We start from the raw sequence: 18,019 nt of genomic DNA on the forward strand, positions 1-18,019 counted from the left end.
ATGGAGATCGTTTTTGAAGATTTTCAAAAGGCGTTATCGAAAATAAAATTGCTACGAGAAAACGCTAATATAATAGAAGAAACTGTTCAAAGAAATGTAAGTGAAATCGTTCAAAATGTAAGGGAGAGTAGGGATGAGGCCTTATCTTTTTATACAAAAAAGTTTGATGGTGTAAAGATGAAAGAGTTTCGTGTAAGTGAAGAAGAAATAAAACGAGCGAGTATGTTTGTAGAGAATTCATTTTTAGAAGCGTTACAAGAGGCGAAGAAAAACATTATTTCGTACCATGAAAAGCAAAAAAGACAATCGATGTTCGATTGCGCGAGTAAAGGCATCATGAGAGGACAAATCATTCGGCCATTAGAGAATGTAGGCGTATATGTGCCAGGCGGAACTGCTTCGTATCCTTCGTCAGTATTAATGAATGTATTGCCAGCAAAACTCGCTGGTGTGAAAAAGATTGTAATGGCAACACCGCCAAGAGAAGGAGGAATTGATCCACATATTTTAGTTGCTGCAAGTCTTGCAGGAGTAGATGAAATTTATACGATAGGTGGTGCGCAAGCAATTGCTGCTTTAGCATACGGGACGGAATCGATTCCGAAAGTGGATAAAATAGTTGGACCAGGAAATTTGTACGTCGCTCTAGCGAAACGAGAAGTATATGGAATAGTAAATATCGATATGATTGCTGGACCGTCAGAAATTGTAGTTATTGCAGATGAAACCGGCAATGCAAAATATATTGCTGCTGATTTATTATCACAAGCAGAACATGACGAGAGAGCGACAGCAATTTGTATTACAACAAATATAGATTTAGCAAAAAAAGTAGAAAAAGAGATAGAAAGGCAGTTAGAAACATTACCAAGAAGCGAAATTGCACGTGAATCAATAAAGAGAAATGGGGCCATTTTTATCGTTCCTTCTTTAGAGGAGGCGCTAAATTTATCGAATGAAATTGCCCCGGAACATTTAGAGTTACATATAAAAGAACCGATGAATGCTCTAGCTTATGTGAAACATGCAGGATCTATCTTTCTTGGACCATATGCACCAGAACCGCTCGGGGATTATTTAGCAGGACCGAATCACGTGTTACCGACAAGTGGAACGGCAAGGTTTTTCTCACCGTTATCAGTCGATGATTTTGTGAAAAAATCAAGCTTTCTGTCTTATACAGAGGAAGCATTAAGAGATGTCCAACATCATATTGTAGAGCTTGCCAATAAAGAAGGGTTACATGCGCATGCGAGAGCAATTCAAATAAGATTTGAGGAGGAAGAATAATGCGTGAGTCTAGTCAAATACGTGAGACGACAGAGACAAAAATAAAATTAAGTTTACAGCTTGATGATGGGAAGAACGTTTCTGTACGAACGGGAGTTGGTTTTTTTGATCATATGCTAACTTTATTTGCAAGGCATGGAAGATTCGGTTTGCAAGTGGAGGCAGAAGGGGATGTATTCGTTGATGCACATCATACAGTTGAGGATGTTGGGATTGTACTCGGAAATTGTTTGAAAGAAGCATTGCACAGTAAAGAGGGGATTAACAGGTACGGCTCAGCATATGTACCGATGGATGAGTCTTTAGGCTTTGTTGCAATTGATATAAGTGGACGCTCATATATTGTATTTCAAGGAGAATTAACGAATCCGAAGCTTGGGGATTTTGATACAGAACTAACGGAAGAATTTTTTAGAGCAGTTGCTCATGCTGCCAATATTACATTACATGCTCGTATTTTATACGGAAGCAATACACATCACAAAATTGAAGCGTTATTTAAAGCGTTTGGTAGAGCGCTTAGAGAAGCAGTCGAAAGAAATGCCAATATTACTGGTGTAAATTCAACGAAAGGGATGTTGTAATTGATTGCCATTATAGATTATGGAATGGGAAACATTCGTAGTGTAGAACAAGCATTAAAGCATATTGGAGCAGCGTATATCGTAACGAGTGATAAAGAAGAGATTTTTAGAAGTGATGGAGTGATTTTACCAGGAGTAGGTGCATTTCCAAAAGCAATGGATGTATTGGAAGAAAAAGATTTAGTACGTGTGTTACAAGAAATTGGGCGTTCCAGAAAACCACTTCTAGGTATTTGCCTAGGAATGCAGCTTTTATTTGAAAAAAGTGAGGAACTACAAGACTGTAACGGGTTAAGTTTATTGCCAGGCGTTATTCGAAAGTTAAAGGTTCCTTATAAAATTCCTCATATGGGATGGAATGAGTTAAAGAAAGAAGGAGAAATAGCGCTTTGGAATGGAGTAGAGGACGGTTCTTTCGTATATTATGTCCACTCTTATTACGCAGATTGTCCAAATGAAATTGTATATGGAATAAGTGAATATGGAGTGAAAGTACCTGGTTTTGTAGCAAAAGGAAATATATACGGTGCGCAGTTTCATCCTGAAAAAAGTGGTGACATTGGCATGCAAATGTTGAAAAATTTTAAAGGAGTGGTAGAAACATGGAAATCTTCCCAGCTATCGATTTAAAAGAAGGGAGATGCGTTAGACTGTATCAAGGAGAATTTAGTAAAGAAACAGTAATGAATGAAGACCCAGTTGCGCAAGCGATTATATTTGAAACATTTGGAGCGAAACGGTTGCACATTGTTGATTTAGATGGTGCAGTTGCTGGTGAGTCGTTAAACTTGTCCGTCATTGAAAGAATTTGCAAGGCAGTACGTATTCCAGTGCAAGTTGGCGGAGGAATTCGATCACTTGTATCCGTAGAGAAATTATTTTCAGTAGGAGTAGATAAAGTGATTTTAGGAACAGCCGCTCTTTATGATAAGCCATTTTTAGAAGAGACAGTTCGTCTATATAAAGAAAAAATCATCGTCGGAATTGATGCGAAAAATGGTTTTGTAGCAACGAGAGGCTGGCTTGATGTGTCTGAAATTTCTTACATTGATTTAGCAAAACAAATGGAGAAGATAGGTGTTCAAACGATTGTGTTTACAGACATTTCGAAAGACGGAACACTTGCAGGACCGAATGTAGAGCAATTGGAGTTACTACAAAAGAACGTTGCTACTCGACTGATTGCTTCTGGAGGAATTGCATCTATACAAGATGTGAAAAAGTTAAATGATATGAACATATACGGCGTCATAATTGGTAAGGCTCTTTACGAGAAAACGATTGATTTAGAAGAAGTGCTAGAGGTAACAAAGTTATGTTAGCGAAACGCATTATTCCATGTCTAGATGTGAAAGAAGGGCGAGTCGTAAAGGGTGTAAATTTTATAGGACTACAAGATGTCGGGGATCCTGTTGAAATAGCAGCTTTATATAATGATGCGGGAGCAGATGAAATAGTATTTTTAGATATTACGGCAACGCATGAAGGACGAAAAACGATTATAGATGTTGTAGAAAAAACGGCTTCAAAAGTATTTATTCCTCTTACAGTTGGCGGAGGAATTTCAAGTGTGAAAGATATGTACAATTTACTAAGAGCTGGAGCAGATAAAGTTTCAATTAACTCAGCAGCAGTGCGAAATTCAAAATTAATCGAAGAAGGGGCAGAGCATTTTGGCTCACAATGTATTGTTGTAGCAATTGATGCTAGAAAAGTAGCAGAGGATAAGTGGAATGTATATGTGAACGGCGGAAGAGTTGATACGGGAATGGATGCAATCGGGTGGGCAAAGCGCGTTACAGAGCTAGGCGCAGGCGAAATTTTATTAACGAGTATGGATGCAGACGGAACGAAAAATGGATATGACCTTCGTTTAACAGAAGAAATTTCAAAAAGTGTTTCCGTACCTGTCATCGCGTCAGGTGGATGCGGTCATGCTGATCACATTATAGAAGTGTTTCAAAAGACAACAGTTGATGCAGCATTAGCGGCATCAATCTTTCATTACGGTGAGGCGACAATAGGGGACGTAAAGAGAAAGTTAAGAAATGCAAATGTTGAGGTGCGGCTATGAAACCTAACTTTTCAAAAGGACTATTACCAGCAGTTGTAATTGAAGAAGATACAAAAGAAGTTTTAATGCTAGCTTATATGAATGAAGAGGCATATGAAAAAACAATAGAAACGAAAAGAACATGGTTTTATTCTCGTTCAAGAAGGTCGTTATGGAATAAAGGAGAAACATCAGGTAATGTCCAACATGTGCAATCTCTTTATTTAGATTGTGATCAAGATGCAATTGTTGTTGTCGTAAAGCAAGTAGGGCCTGCTTGCCATACGGGAGAAAAAACGTGTTTTCATTACAAAATTATATAGGGGGATACATATGAAAAACGCCTTTACATTACTATTCGAAACAATTAAAGAACGAAAGAGAAATCCACTTTCGGAATCATATACAAATTACTTGTTTTCAAAAGGAGAAGATAAAATTTTAAAGAAAATTGGTGAGGAATGTACGGAAGTAATTATTGCATCCAAAAATAATGATAACGAAGAGCTAGTGAAAGAAATGGTTGATGTAATGTATCACTGCTTCGTTTTATTAGCCGAAAAAAATATATCATTAGAAGATATTATGGAGGAAGTGACAGAAAGAAATGGGAAGCTTTCGAGAGTAGGGGACAGAAGAGAAATAGATACATTATAGGGGGAATATGTATGAAGGTGGATTATCACATTCATTTAGAAGAAGGGCCATATTCAATAGGATGGCTAGCTAAAATAAATGAATCATTACAACATTATGAACCGCTAAAAGAAGAAAAACATTCTATGGAATGGCTTGTGAAAACACAAGAACGCCTGCAAAGACGTGTGAATGAAGGGCCATTTACAATGAAATGGATTGATTTATATTTAGAAGAAGCTTTGCGAAAAGGGATAAAAGAAGTTGGTATTGTCGATCATTTATATCGTTTTTATGAAGCGAAAGAATACTATGAAACATATGTTGATATTAGTGATTCGGGGCTTGGACGTTTACAAAAGGAATGGTTAGACCAAGTAAGGGTAGCTTCACTACATGATTTTACAAAGGCAATTGAAGAGGCGAAAGAACGGTGGAGTAAAAGAGGTGTTACGCTTAAACTTGGAATTGAAGCAGATTATTTTATTGGTGGTGAACAACAATTACAATCTTTACTCGCATTAGGAGATTTTGATTATGTAATTGGTTCTGTTCATTTTTTAAATGGCTGGGGATTTGATAATCCAGATACGAAAGAATATTTTAAGGAACATGACTTATATGTTTTATATGATACGTTTTTCAAAACGGTTGAGTGCGCAGTTCGTTCTGAGTTATTTGATATTATTGCTCATCTTGACAACATAAAAGTATTTAATTATCGATTAAATGAGAATGAACAACTTTCTTACTATAAGAAAATTGCGCGTGCATTAGTAGAAACAAATACAGCAACGGAAATAAATGCGGGATTGTACTATCGCTATCCTGTGCGCGAAATGTGTCCGAGTCCGCTATATTTACAAGTATTAGCTAAACACGAAGTTCCGATCACACTCTCTTCAGATGCTCATTATCCGAATGATTTAGGAAAATATGTGGAAGAGAATATAAAGACGTTACGTAATCATGATATTGCTTACTTAGCTACATTTACGAAACGAGTTAGAACGATGAGATTACTAGAAGAAGTAACAATTTCAAAATGATCACGATTTTTTGATGAAAACCCATCTTTTTGTTCAAAATAAGAAAGAATAAAAAGGAGGGTAAGAAATGTCGAAACAGCAAAATAAACAAAATGTACAAGGTGCACAGCAACAAGCGTATACTTCTGAAACGAATGCTACATCTCAATCCGTTATTGAGGAACAAATTAGTGATACAGTTGCAGAAGGAACGATCGATGTGAAGCTTGGAAAACAATCGCAAGAAAAAGCATAAGAAGAGGGGGAGACTTGCATCTCCTCTTTTTTTGTGGAAAAGTGTCGATTTTCAAAACTATAATCAAATTCCTTGGTTTTTATATGTGGATTTCTTACAATGAAAGATAAGAGAGATCTTATTTTCTATAGAAGAGGTGTTAGTAGTGGCAAAAATATTAGTAGCAGGGAAAATTCCAGCAATCGGATTAGAACTATTAAAGGATCATGATGTAGAAATGTACGATAAAGAGGAGTTAATTTCTTTAGATGAATTAACAGAGCGTGTAAAAGACAAAGATGCATTGTTAAGCCTACTTTCTACAAAGGTGACAAAAGAAGTGATTGATGCGGCACCTAATTTGAAGATTGTTGCAAACTACGGTGCTGGTTACGATAATATTGATTACTCATATGCCGAAAAAAAAGGGATTGCGGTAACGAATACACCAAAAGTATCAACGGAAGCTACTGCAGAACTAACATTTGCACTTCTTTTAGCAGCGGCACGTAGAATTCCTGAAGGTGATACGCTATGTCGTACAACTGGATTTAACGGATGGGCACCGTTATTTTTCTTAGGCCGCGAAGTACATGGTAAGACAATTGGAATTATCGGCCTTGGAGAAATCGGAAAGGCAGTTGCAAAGCGTGCGAAAGCGTTTGGAATGAATGTTTTATATACAGGACCAAATCGAAAGCCTGAAGCTGAAAGTGAACTGGAAGCAACATATGTAACATTGGAAGAATTATTACAAACAGCAGACTTTATTACAATTAACTGTGCGTATAATCCGAAATTGCACCATATGATTGATGAAGAACAGTTCAAAATGATGAAGAAAACAGCGTATATTATAAATGCTTCACGTGGACCAATTATGCATGAAGCGGCACTTGCTCATGCTTTAAAAACAAATGAAATTGAAGGGGCAGCTCTTGACGTGTTTGAATTTGAGCCGAAAATTACTGAAGAGCTAAAAGGATTAAAGAATGTGGTACTTGCTCCTCACGTAGGAAATGCAACATTTGAAACGCGTGATGCGATGGCCGAAACGGCGGTAAGAAATATTTTAGCTGTATTAAATGGCGAAGAAGCTGTAACGCCTGTCAATCAAAAAGTATTCGTTACAAAATAAAAAGAAACCTTCCGGAATCGGAAGGTTTCTTTTTATTTTTCTTTATTTGCTCTTTTTGATGGTCTTTGTCTAAGGAATTGAGATAGCATGTACAAAATATATAGTGGAATAGCAATGAATAAGAAAACAGAAAAATTACCGAACCCTGTTTGGTACATTGTGATAATGATGCCCACTAAAAATAGTGTAATAATGATGCTATATCGTGGAATTGGTACATCTTTTAAACTTGGGATACGAATGCGGCTCACCATTAAAAATGCGAACGTTACAAATACTGTAATAAGAACGATTTTTGGAATGGTATGTGAAAATAATGTTAAGAAAGCAACAAGCCCTCCCGCTGCTGTAATCGGTACCCCAGTGAAATATTTCATTGAAGTAGAAGATGGTGTTACATTAAATCGTGCTAAACGATATGCTCCGAAAAGAGGGAATAGCCCCGCTATGTATAGTCCGATGATTCCATAATTAGAGAAAGATGTGTAATACATGAGAACAGCAGGTGCTGCACCAAATGTTACGACATCCGCAAGCGAGTCAAGCTCTTTTCCCATTTGTGAATCAACACGTAATAAACGAGCAACACGCCCATCAAGACTATCTAACATCATCCCGATAAGTACTAAAATAGCAGCTGATTTATAATATCCTAAAGATGCATAGCCGATTGACAAGAATCCACTATATAAATTTCCGAGCGTAAATAAGTTTGGAATAGCTGCTCTATACAAAATCTGATCCCTTGCTTTCTGTAATAAATTCTTAATTAGTGTATGAAATTTTACTTATTTTATCATACCATAAATTTCTTCTTCACACGAAAGAAATTCCCAATTTGTGAAAGATTTCATATCAGAATGATTTGAAAAATAAGTGAAAAAAGAAGGGGCTGTCTCATAAGTCTCTTTCGAAGTAAGATCACATGAAATTGAAAAGGCAGAAACGTTATAAAATTAACATTTCTGCCCTTCACTTTTTATTCGATTTTGGCTAAAAAGCACTTTTTGGGACAGCCTCTTCTTGTATTATTCAAAGTTCGTTATCATAGTTCCAGTTTTATACCGATTGTTAGGATCGAAACGTAACAAATCTCCATAAATGAGTTTGTCGGAAAGTTTCAATTCTGTTTTTGCTTTTTCAATATTCGGTTGACATAATGAGATGTCTGCTTCTTCACCTGTGTTTCGTTTATAGCACATGTTTTTTGTATACACATAATCTTCCGAAACGAAGCTACCATCACGCATTACCATAAGTGGATCTTCTTCTTTAATAAATAAGTCAGTTCCAAATTCAACTGATTTATTTGTTTTAATACCAAGTAAATGAAGTAGCGTTGGTTTAATATCAATTTGACCAGACACTTTAGAAATGACTTTTCCTTCTTGACCAGGTACATGAATAATGAGAGGGACGCGTTGTAATTGCATAGAATCAAATGGTGTAATAGCGTCTTTCCCAAGGAACTGAGCCATAGCTGCGTTATGGTTTTCAGAAATACCGTAATGATCTCCGTAAATGACAATAACAGAGTTGTCATACAGTCCTTCTGCTTTTAATTGTTTAATAAATTGTTTAAGAGCTTCATCCGTATAACGAACGGTTGGGAAGTAACGGTTTACAACGCCACTTTCCGAATTAAACTCATCAACATATTGATCTTCTGGATTTAGAAGAAATGGAAAATGATTTGTTAAAGTAATGAATTTTGTATAGAACGGCTGTGGTAAGGATTTTAACTTTGGAATAGATTGTTCAAAGAACTCTTTATCTTTTAATCCCCAACCGACAGACATTTGTTCTGTGCCTACGTAATCATTCAAATTAAAGTAACGATCATATCCAAGTGCAGGATACATTACATCACGATTCCAAAACGCTTTATCGTTTGAATGGAAGACAGCAGAAGAATATCCGTATTTTTTTAATTGTTCGGGTGTAGCTGTATATTCATTTGTTGCGTGAGTAAAGAATACAGAACCGCGATCTAACGGATAAAGTGAATTTTCAACGATAAATTCAGCATCAGAAGTTTTACCTTGTCCTGTTTGATGATAGAAGTTATCGAAATAAAAACTATCTTTAATAAATTCGTTTAAAAATGGAGTAATTTCTTTTCCATTTATTTTTTTATTAATAACAAAACTTTGTGTAGATTCCATTGAAATCAAAATGACATTTTTACCTTTTGCAGATCCAAATAAGTTCTTATCAACTTGCTTATCTTTTGAGTCTGTATAGTTTTTAATTTCAGAGAACCCGTCCCCACTTGCAAATACACGTTCAGCTGAAGATTTTGATTGCAGTGTAATATCAAATAGATGATATGTGTATAAACCTAAATTTTTCACGACAGTTTGACGATCGAATGAGCGTGAGAACATTTGTGGTTTATAAATAACAGAAACAACAATTTGTAGTGCTAATAGAGCTGTTACACCGCTAAAGAAAGTTCTCTTCTCAGAGCGAGAAAGCGGCGTTTTGTCGCAAAATGATGGGAATTTACGCGAAAGAAACATTAAGATGATCGCATCTGCGAATAACAGTAATGTTTTATACGTAAAGAGTTCTTTTATACTCGTCCCTAAATCAGCCATATTATTTGTTTGAAATAATACTGGGAACGTAACGAAATCGTTATAAAACCCATAAAACATTGCATTTCCAAATAAAATGAATGACAGTATAAAACTAATTCCAACTATAATGCGATTTCGGTGTTTAGATGCAAATAATGCAAAACCGAAAAATAAAAGTAACGCAGCTAGTGGATTCATAAAAAGCATAAATTCTTCAAAGAAATTATCAATTTTAATATCAAACGCTAGCTTGTACACAATATATGTTTTTATCCATAATAAAACGACTGCAACGAGTGCGAATCGAAGTTTTGGAAACAGACGTTGTAGCATAATATACTCCTCTCCTAAAAAGCATGACGGTTCTTGTGGGCCTATTTGATTAGCGCCTCATTTTATATATACGAACAGTCCTTTATTATTATGTTTATTATACTATGAGTATCATTATACGAAAATAAAAGAGAGTTGTGGACTTTTTTATAACAATTGAGTAGAAAAAGGGCAGTAGGAGACAATAAAATGAAGTGTCTATGTATGATTATTATCGTGCGCGGAAAGAATCGTGTAACAATACGGAGGTTATAATGCGAAAATTATTATATTTTATAGTATGCAGTAGTGTTATACTTTTTGCTTCACCAAGTGTGTCGGTAGCAGAGTATGATGCACCTCTTATGGAAGATGCCCTTTATTCTGTGTTATTTCCGAAAATAAATAAAGCAATCGAAAAACAATATGGGAGCTTGAAGCCTTATCAATGCCCGAAAATTATTAGTTTAAAAAAAGTGTATAGCGGTACATATTTATTTCAAGCGAGTATTGAAGTGACTAAGTATGAACGTGTTGCAGGGAAAATTGCGCCACCATTTGAGAAGGTAACGATTACATTTAATAACGAAGAAGGTGAATGGGAAGTGACAAAGGTTTCAGTAAAGCGCTTACCAAACGATACGAAACTAAACTGTCAAAAAGCAATATAAAAAATTGTTTGACAAATAAAATGGTCCTTTGGTATTGTTAATAGCAACAATTAGATGTTTGAAAATTAAATAGACTTACCTCATCTACTCTCAAAGGTAGAGGCCGCGATAGGAAAGAGTAAGCTATGGGAGATTTAATGGAATCTGTGATCATAGGTTGAAAGGGACTATTGCCGAAATATAAGAATAACCATCTTATTCATATATTGGGACTGCATTGAATAAATGTAGTACTGTCATAAGATTTATTTTATGGAGAGCTATTTGGAGATGTTGATGCGGTTTCTTATTTTGAGGAGATAACAACTCGTTTATTTTTTCAATATATATTTTTCCTAATAAGAAACGCGTGTGAACATTGTTCCGCGCGTTTTTTGTCTATCTAAAAGCGTGCTGCAATGAATAGAAGATTGGGGTTATGAGTTTTAGAGGAAATAAGGGAGGAATTCAAATGTATTTACACGGCACAAGCCGAATCAATGGGCAAGGACACTTAGAAATTGGAGGGTGCGACACGACGCAGCTAGCAAAACAATATGGAACACCACTTTATGTATACGATGAAGAGTCAATTCGAGGAAAGTGCCGCGCGTTTCATCGTGCTTTTAAAGAAAGTGGGTTCTCTTATCAAGTAGCATATGCAAGCAAGGCGTTCTTGTGCATGGAGATGTGCCGAGTAGCTCGTGAAGAGAATATGTCATTAGATGTTGTTTCAGGAGGAGAATTATATACTGCACTACAAGCAGGATTTCCTGCATCGCGCATTCATTTTCATGGCAATAACAAAACAGATGAAGAAATTGTGATGGCTCTTCAGGCGAATATTGGTTGTTTTGTCGTAGATAACTTCTTAGAATTAGAAATTTTGCATGATTTAGCAGTGCAACATGGGAAATTTGTGAACATATTAATTCGTGTAACGCCCGGAGTAGAGGCGCACACACATGAATATATTACAACAGGTCAAGATGATTCAAAATTTGGATTTGGCGTGTCAAATGGTCAAGCGATGCAGGCAATTGAGCTTGCTTTACAAAAATCAAATTATAACGTGTTAGGAATTCATTCACATATCGGATCACAAATATTTGAAACGGCTGGCTTTGTGCGAGCGATTGAAGTTCTTCGTCAATTTTTAGAAGCAGTGAGAGAGCGAACAAACTATGTAGTAAAAGTGCTAAATGTAGGGGGAGGATTCGGAATACGCTACACAGAGTCCGATACACCATTAACTCTTGAGACGTATGTGCGAGCTGTAACAAGTGCGGTGAGAGAACAATTTACGTTATGTAATTATCCATTGCCAGAAATATGGGTTGAACCAGGCCGTAGCATTGTAGGTGATGCTGGAACGACACTTTATACAGTCGGATCTGTGAAGGACATTCCGGGTATTCGGAAATATGTATCAGTGGATGGTGGGATGACTGATAATTTAAGACCTGCTTTATATAACGCTCGTTATGAAGCGATGTTAGCGAATCGAGGGAATGATGAGAACGAGGAAGTTGTTTCGATTGCAGGGAAATGCTGTGAGAGTGGAGATATGTTAATTTGGGATATTACTTTACCGAAAGTTGCCTCTGCCGATTTACTAGCGATTTCTTGTACAGGGGCATACGGGTACTCGATGGCGAATAATTATAATCGGATTCGTAGACCAGCTGTCGTCTTCGTGAAAGGCGGTACATCACAAATTGTTGTAGAGCGCGAAACATATGAAAATATTATTGGGAACGATCGCATACGTATTAAAGAACTTGTTTAAATGAGGAAAAAGGAGTTGTTCGGATGGGCAATTCCTTTTTTGTAAAATAAAATAATTAAAATATATCGGAAAACTAGGATTGAAAAAAATCAGAATTGTGATAAAATACAAATACAAAGCTTATCAAGAGAAGCGGAGGGAACTGGCCCGGCGAAGCTCGGCAACCTGCTTATAGAAAGCAAGGTGCTAAATCCAGCAAAATGGAATCCATTTTGAAAGATAAGGTAAAATATATTACCGAACAGTCTTTTCGAAATGGGAAAGATTTTTTTTATGAATAAAAAGGGGGGCTGTTCGCGTGAGCGTACGGGAACATTTTGAGGAAGTATCTGAGAAAATTGAAGCGATGCTTGCTGATATGAAATATGGTTCAATTACAATTGTTGTGCAAGATGGAAAAGTCATTCAATTAGAGAAAAGTGAAAAAGTACGTTTAAAGTAAAAAGCGCTGACTAGAAAAACTAGAGGCGGTTTTAACCTATTTTATTAGGTTAAAACCGTCTTTTTGCTTTTACAGGGGGAAAAAACATGTTGACGTATGAAACGTGGGAAGAAAATGATGTTTCATTTTCAGAAGAAGATGAAACGAAAGGCGCGCTATCAGTATTAAGTTGGGCGTATAAAGAATATGAAAATGAAATTGTATACGCATGTAGCTTCGGAGTGGAAGGGATGGTACTGCTGCATCTTATTAACCAAGTAAATCCATCTGCTAAAGTTGTTTTTTTAGATACTAACGTACATTTTCAAGAAACGTATGAATTAATTCAAAAAGTGCGGGAACGATTTCCTTCATTAAATATTATAGAAAAACAGCCAAAACTTACACTTGATGAACAAGCCAAATTGCATGGTAACAAGCTATGGGAAAGCAATCCTAATCTTTGTTGTAAGATTAGGAAAATTTTACCGTTAGAAGAATCATTAGCGAATGAAAAAGCGTGGATCTCGGGGTTGAGGAGGGAACAATCAGAAACGCGTAAGCATACAAAGTTTATAAATCAAGATCATCGCTTTCAATCTATTAAAGTTTGTCCGCTCATTCATTGGACGTGGAAAGAGGTATGGCGATATGTATACAAGCATAGCTTGCCGTATAACCCATTACATGATATTGGATATCCAAGTATTGGGTGTGAGAAGTGTACGTTGCCTGTAGGAGAGGGTGGCGATTCAAGAGATGGTAGATGGGCTGGGAAAGTGAAAACTGAATGTGGTCTTCATTATCAATAAGATGAATCTTGAAATAAAACTAAGAGGGGATATAGAACATGAGTACAGTAAACGAATTAGTAAACCGTGTAGACGAGACATATGACGTATTACAAATTGAAAAAGAAATTGGGCTAGATAACATTGCGTTAAGTGATTTAGAACTATTAGCGACAGGGGGATATAGCCCGCTTACTGGTTTTTTAGGAAAGAAAGATTATGATTCGGTTGTAGAAACGCTTCGTTTAGCTAATGGGAGCATTTGGAGTATACCCATTACATTACCAGTAACAGAAGAAGTAGCAGAGACGCTAAAAGTTGGAGAGGAAGTAAAACTTGTTAACGGTGGAAATGTATATGGTGTCATTCAAATAGAAGATATTTTTGTGCCTGATAAGGAAAAAGAAGCGTTACTAGTATATAAAACGACGGATGAGGCTCATCCGGGAGTGAAAAAATTATATGAACGACCGAACGTTTATGTCGGTGGGGCTATTGTTCTTACGAAACGCTTTGGAAATAATCCGTTTCCTGCTTATCATTTAGACCCAATTGAAACGAGAGAAGAATTTAAAAAACGTGGTTGGAAAACAGTAGTAGGATTTCAAACGAGGAACCCGGTGCATCGTGCCCATGAATACATTCAAAAATCTGCCCTTGAAATTGTAGATGGACTCTTTTTAAATCCACTCGTTGGGGAAACGAAGTCGGATGATATTCCAGCTGATGTAAGGATGGAAAGCTATGAAGTATTACTTCAAAACTATTATCCGAAAGATCGTGTCTTTTTAAGTGTATTTCCTGCGGCAATGCGTTACGCAGGACCGAGGGAAGCAATATTCCATGCGTTAGTTAGAAAGAATTTTGGATGTACCCACTTTATCGTAGGGCGCGATCATGCTGGGGTAGGAGATTATTACGGAACTTATGAAGCACAAGAAATTTTTACAAACTTTACAGTGGAAGAGTTAGGGATTACACCGTTATTTTTTGAACATAGTTTTTACTGTACGAAATGTGAAGCGATGGCTTCGACAAAAACATGCCCGCACGGAAAAGAAGATCATGTTATTTTATCGGGTACGAAAGTAAGAGAACTATTAAGAAACGGTGAGATTCCGCCAAGTACATTTAGTCGTAAAGAGGTAGTAGAGGTACTAATTAAAGGTTTGAAAAAAGAAGTAGTAACAGAATAGGGAGAGAATGAGATGGATACGAATATTACTTGGCATACAACTTCTGTTTCAAAAGATGAGAGAAGAGTGAAGAATGGGCATCATAGTTTTGTAATTTGGTTTACTGGTTTATCAGCTTCGGGTAAATCTACAGTAGCGAACGCGGTTGCTCGTAAACTATTTGAAAAGAATATTGGAAACTATGTACTTGATGGAGATAATATACGCCACGGTTTAAATAAAGACTTAGGCTTTTCTGAAAGTGATCGTATGGAAAATATAAGACGGATTGGCGAAGTGGCGAAGTTATTTGTAGATCAAGGGACTGTTGTTCTTACAGCGTTTATTTCACCGTTTCGAGTAGACCGAAAACAAGTTAGAGATCTATTAGCTGCAGATGAATTTATAGAAGTGTTTGTAAAATGTCCAATTGAAGAGTGTGAGAAACGTGATCCGAAAGGGCTTTATAAAAAAGCAAGAAAAGGTGATATTAAAGACTTTACAGGTATCGATTCACCGTATGAGGAACCAGAAAAAGCGGAATTAATTGTAGAAACGAATAAGTATTCTATTGAAGAATGTGCAGAACAAATCGTGAAATACTTACAAGAGCGTAGTTTTATATAGGGGGATAAAAAATGAGTTATGAAAAAGTATGGGCTAACAATGAAAAATTAAATCAAACTGAGAAAAATAAATTAAAAAAAGATGGATTGGAAATCTTTAATGATATTCCTTACTATGCAGAGAATGGCTTCGAATCTATTCCGAAAGAAGAGTGGGACGCATTCAAATGGGCAGGGTTGTATTTGCAAAGACCGAAAGAAGCGGGTTATTTTATGATGCGCGTAAATATTCCTTCTGGAATTATTACGAATGCACAGGCAGAAGTGCTTGCTTCTATCGCTGAGGATTATGGACGTGACGTAATCGATATTACGACAAGACAGGCGATTCAGTTTCATTGGTTAGAAATTCATCAAATTCCAGATATTTTTAAAAGGTTAGCAAGAGTTGGGTTATCTTCAGCTGGGGCGTGTGGTGATATAACGCGTAATATTACGGGAAATCCACTTGCTGGCATTGATGCAAATGAATTATTTGATACAACGCATATTGTGAAAGAGGTATATGACTACTTCCAACATAATGAAGAGTTTTCTAACTTACCACGTAAATTTAAAATGTCTATTAGTTCTAACATTTATAACGCAGCAAACGCAGAGATTAACTGTGTTGCATTTACACCTGCTACGAAAGAAATAGATGGTGAGAAAAAAGTTGGTTTTCATATAAAAGTAGGCGGTGGGTTATCGGCTCGTCCATATTTAGCTGATGAATTAGATGTATTCGTTTTGCCAGAAGAAGTCAAAGCGGTAGCGATTGCAATTGCTACGATATTCCGTGATTTTGGATATCGTGAAAAACGTCATTTAGCTCGTTTGAAATTTCTTGTTGCAGACTGGGGAGCAGAGAAGTTTAAAGAGAAACTAATAGAATATACAGGACCATTACAAAGTAAAGGAGAAAGTGCTCTTAAAGGCTGGAATGCGGGATACTTTTATGGTGTCCAAGACCAAAAACAAGAGGGACTAAAATATGTAGGTTTTAATGTGCCGGTAGGACGCCTACATGCAGAAGAAATGTTTGAGATTGCAAGAATTGCTAAACAATATGGAAATGGACAAATTCGTACATGTAATTCACAAAACTTCATTATTCCGAATGTTCCGCCAGAAAATGTAACTGGCTTGCTAAATGAGCCGTTGTTTGAAGCGATATCAGCAAATCCGAAATCGTTTATTGGTCACGCGGTTTCTTGTACTGGTATTGAATATTGCAATCTTGCTTTAGTAGAAACGAAAGAAAGATTACGAAAAATTGCCGAATACTTAGATACGCAAATTGCACTCGATGTTCCGATTCGTATTCATATGGTAGGATGCCCGAATTCATGTGGTCAACGTCAAATTGCTGACATTGGATTACAAGGTGTAAAAATGAAAACGAAGGAAAAAGGAATTGTTGAAGCCTTTGAAATATATGTAGGTGGAACGTTGTTAGATGGTGGTGCTTATAATCAAAAGTTAAAAGGAAAAATAGATGGCGAGGATCTACCTGATGTACTCGCATCATTTATAAGTTATTTCAAAGAAAATAAATTACCAGCTGAAACGTTTTATGATTTTGTAGGCCGTGTTGGTGTAGAGACATTACAAACAGCGTTAAATAACGTGTTAGAAGAAGTAATAGCGTCTTAGGAGGGACAATATGGATTTATATCGATTTGAAGCTGTATTAGAGAATAGTATTGTTCCAATTGTTGTTGTTGCTGAAAGTGAAGAAAAGGCATTTAAGATGGCGGAGATTGAACTTGAAAAACATTTTTTACCGTTACCAGAAGTAAAGGAGATTGCTTTATTTGAAAAAAAGAAGATTCGAAAAAGCGCAGCCTTTGTTATTCATGAGTAAGGAACATTGAAATATGAAGAAATGAAAACTTCCATTCCTATATAAGGATGGAAGTTTCACTTTAATAGTAGAAATGAGGAGAGATGATGGGAAAAGTATATATCGTTGGAGCGGGCCCTGGTGATCCAGATTTAATTACTGTAAAAGGATTGAAATGCATTGAGAAAGCAGATGTTATTTTATACGACCGTCTCGTGAATAAAGAATTGCTTTCTTATGCAAAGCCTGAAGCGGATTTAATTTATTGCGGAAAACTACCAAATTATCACACGATGAAGCAAGAGACAATTAACACGTTTCTTATCAAATATGCGAAAAAAGGAAAAATTGTAACGAGGCTAAAAGGTGGGGATCCATTTGTATTTGGTAGAGGGGGAGAAGAGGCCGAAGCGTTAGCAAAGCAAGGTGTACCGTTTGAAATTGTTCCTGGTATTTCAGCTGGAATAGCTGCACCTGCTTATGCGGGTATCCCAGTGACACATCGTGATGCAAGTGCAAGTTTTGCTATTGTGACAGGGCATAGAAAAGAAGATGCTGAAGAGGAAGTGAAGTGGGAAAATTTAGCGAAAGGTGTAGAGACTTTAGCTGTATATATGGGGGTTAGCAATTTACCCTACATATGTGAGCAACTGATAAAGCATGGAAAAGATAAAAGTACGCCTGCTGCTATTATTGAGCGGGGAACGACATCTATGCAGCGCACAGTTGTTGGGACGTTAGGAACAATTGTAGATGTTGCGAAAAAAGAACAAATCCAAAATCCAAGCATGATTGTAATTGGAGAAGTCGTCCGTTTTAGAGAAAAAATTCATTGGTTTGAGAAACAGACAGAAAGTACGTATCAAGTAAGTGGAGTGTTATAA

The 18,019-nt window shown here is 36.5% G+C and carries 21 protein-coding genes and 2 riboswitches; of the genes, 19 read left to right on the top strand and 2 right to left on the bottom strand.

Annotated features, from left to right (window positions below):
* From hisD to ACTFR9_RS24370, 10 genes are all read left to right on the top strand, one after another.
* Positions 1 to 1,290 carry a histidinol dehydrogenase gene (gene hisD, locus ACTFR9_RS24325; RefSeq protein WP_000407008.1) on the top strand — a complete coding sequence of 430 codons (1,290 nt, stop codon included), beginning with the start codon at positions 1 to 3 and terminating at the stop codon, positions 1,288 to 1,290.
* Positions 1,290 to 1,874, top strand: coding sequence for an imidazoleglycerol-phosphate dehydratase HisB (hisB, locus tag ACTFR9_RS24330; protein WP_001209290.1), 585 nt, complete (start codon positions 1,290 to 1,292; stop codon positions 1,872 to 1,874). Before hisD ends, hisB begins: the two co-directional genes overlap by 1 nt.
* Positions 1,875 to 2,504 carry an imidazole glycerol phosphate synthase subunit HisH gene (gene hisH, locus ACTFR9_RS24335; protein ID WP_000560333.1) on the top strand — a complete coding sequence of 210 codons (630 nt, stop codon included), beginning with the start codon at positions 1,875 to 1,877 and terminating at the stop codon, positions 2,502 to 2,504.
* Complete coding sequence (hisA, locus tag ACTFR9_RS24340; protein WP_000402310.1) at positions 2,477 to 3,196, top strand: 1-(5-phosphoribosyl)-5-[(5-phosphoribosylamino)methylideneamino]imidazole-4-carboxamide isomerase; 720 nt, start codon at positions 2,477 to 2,479, stop codon at positions 3,194 to 3,196. Before hisH ends, hisA begins: the two co-directional genes overlap by 28 nt.
* Positions 3,190 to 3,948, top strand: a complete 759-nt coding sequence (hisF, locus tag ACTFR9_RS24345; RefSeq protein ID WP_000880092.1) for an imidazoleglycerol phosphate synthase cyclase subunit — start codon at positions 3,190 to 3,192, stop codon at positions 3,946 to 3,948. Before hisA ends, hisF begins: the two co-directional genes overlap by 7 nt.
* Positions 3,945 to 4,250 (top strand): phosphoribosyl-AMP cyclohydrolase, encoded by a 306-nt coding sequence (gene hisI / locus ACTFR9_RS24350; RefSeq protein ID WP_000803968.1) that lies wholly within the window; start codon positions 3,945 to 3,947, stop codon positions 4,248 to 4,250. The genes hisF and hisI overlap by 4 nt, the downstream gene beginning before the upstream one ends.
* 10 nt (positions 4,251 to 4,260) lie before the next feature.
* Positions 4,261 to 4,584, top strand: coding sequence for a phosphoribosyl-ATP diphosphatase (gene hisE / locus ACTFR9_RS24355; protein ID WP_000786132.1), 324 nt, complete (start codon positions 4,261 to 4,263; stop codon positions 4,582 to 4,584).
* 11 nt (positions 4,585 to 4,595) lie between these two features.
* The gene (locus ACTFR9_RS24360; protein WP_000861819.1) at positions 4,596 to 5,612 is read left to right on the top strand and encodes a histidinol phosphate phosphatase domain-containing protein; all 1,017 of its coding nucleotides are present in this window, start codon (positions 4,596 to 4,598) and stop codon (positions 5,610 to 5,612) included.
* A gap of 67 nt (positions 5,613 to 5,679) precedes the next feature.
* Positions 5,680 to 5,847: a YozQ family protein gene (locus ACTFR9_RS24365; RefSeq protein WP_000043572.1), complete on the top strand. Its 168-nt coding sequence runs from the start codon at positions 5,680 to 5,682 to the stop codon at positions 5,845 to 5,847.
* 145 nt (positions 5,848 to 5,992) lie between these two features.
* Entirely contained in the window at positions 5,993 to 6,964 is a 972-nt protein-coding gene (locus ACTFR9_RS24370) for an NAD(P)-dependent oxidoreductase (RefSeq protein ID WP_001062823.1), read from the top strand.
* Positions 6,965 to 6,996: 32 nt separating this feature from the next.
* On the opposite strand, the gene pssA is transcribed toward ACTFR9_RS24370, so the two are convergent.
* Positions 6,997 to 7,698 (bottom strand): CDP-diacylglycerol--serine O-phosphatidyltransferase, encoded by a 702-nt coding sequence (pssA, locus tag ACTFR9_RS24375; protein ID WP_000285422.1) that lies wholly within the window; start codon positions 7,696 to 7,698, stop codon positions 6,997 to 6,999.
* 294 nt (positions 7,699 to 7,992) lie between these two features.
* Positions 7,993 to 9,879: an LTA synthase family protein gene (locus ACTFR9_RS24380; protein WP_000941733.1), complete on the bottom strand. Its 1,887-nt coding sequence runs from the start codon at positions 9,877 to 9,879 to the stop codon at positions 7,993 to 7,995.
* 200 nt (positions 9,880 to 10,079) lie between these two features.
* Here ACTFR9_RS24380 and ACTFR9_RS24385 point away from each other — a divergent pair, with 200 nt between their 5' ends.
* From ACTFR9_RS24385 to cobA, 9 genes are all read left to right on the top strand, one after another.
* Positions 10,080 to 10,529, top strand: a complete 450-nt coding sequence (locus ACTFR9_RS24385) for a DUF3888 domain-containing protein (RefSeq protein WP_002091837.1) — start codon at positions 10,080 to 10,082, stop codon at positions 10,527 to 10,529.
* Positions 10,530 to 10,618: 89 nt separating this feature from the next.
* A riboswitch (Lysine riboswitch) is annotated at positions 10,619 to 10,800 on the top strand.
* A gap of 180 nt (positions 10,801 to 10,980) precedes the next feature.
* Positions 10,981 to 12,297, top strand: a complete 1,317-nt coding sequence (lysA, locus tag ACTFR9_RS24390) for a diaminopimelate decarboxylase (protein ID WP_000280639.1) — start codon at positions 10,981 to 10,983, stop codon at positions 12,295 to 12,297.
* Between the two features lie 117 nt (positions 12,298 to 12,414).
* Positions 12,415 to 12,523, top strand: a riboswitch (SAM riboswitch).
* Positions 12,524 to 12,595: 72 nt separating this feature from the next.
* Entirely contained in the window at positions 12,596 to 12,739 is a 144-nt protein-coding gene (locus tag ACTFR9_RS24395; RefSeq protein ID WP_000116161.1) for a YezD family protein, read from the top strand.
* A gap of 86 nt (positions 12,740 to 12,825) precedes the next feature.
* A complete protein-coding gene (cysH, locus tag ACTFR9_RS24400; protein ID WP_000958985.1) occupies positions 12,826 to 13,530 on the top strand; it encodes a phosphoadenylyl-sulfate reductase in 705 nt (234 codons plus the stop codon).
* A 38-nt stretch (positions 13,531 to 13,568) separates the two neighbouring features.
* Positions 13,569 to 14,705 carry a sulfate adenylyltransferase gene (sat, locus tag ACTFR9_RS24405; protein WP_000108786.1) on the top strand — a complete coding sequence of 379 codons (1,137 nt, stop codon included), beginning with the start codon at positions 13,569 to 13,571 and terminating at the stop codon, positions 14,703 to 14,705.
* Between the two features lie 12 nt (positions 14,706 to 14,717).
* Positions 14,718 to 15,311 (top strand): adenylyl-sulfate kinase, encoded by a 594-nt coding sequence (gene cysC, locus ACTFR9_RS24410; RefSeq protein ID WP_000380525.1) that lies wholly within the window; start codon positions 14,718 to 14,720, stop codon positions 15,309 to 15,311.
* Positions 15,312 to 15,322: 11 nt separating this feature from the next.
* Positions 15,323 to 16,945, top strand: a complete 1,623-nt coding sequence (locus ACTFR9_RS24415; RefSeq protein WP_000119641.1) for a nitrite/sulfite reductase — start codon at positions 15,323 to 15,325, stop codon at positions 16,943 to 16,945.
* 10 nt (positions 16,946 to 16,955) lie between these two features.
* On the top strand, positions 16,956 to 17,156 hold the full coding sequence (locus tag ACTFR9_RS24420) for a DUF3906 family protein (RefSeq protein WP_000366909.1): 201 nt from the start codon (positions 16,956 to 16,958) through the stop codon (positions 17,154 to 17,156).
* An 86-nt stretch (positions 17,157 to 17,242) separates the two neighbouring features.
* Positions 17,243 to 18,019, top strand: coding sequence for a uroporphyrinogen-III C-methyltransferase (gene cobA / locus ACTFR9_RS24425; RefSeq protein ID WP_000521270.1), 777 nt, complete (start codon positions 17,243 to 17,245; stop codon positions 18,017 to 18,019).

Origin of the sequence: Bacillus cereus group sp. MYBK222-1, assembly GCF_051916425.1 — a bacterium.
GTDB lineage: Bacteria > Bacillota > Bacilli > Bacillales > Bacillaceae_G > Bacillus_A > Bacillus_A paranthracis.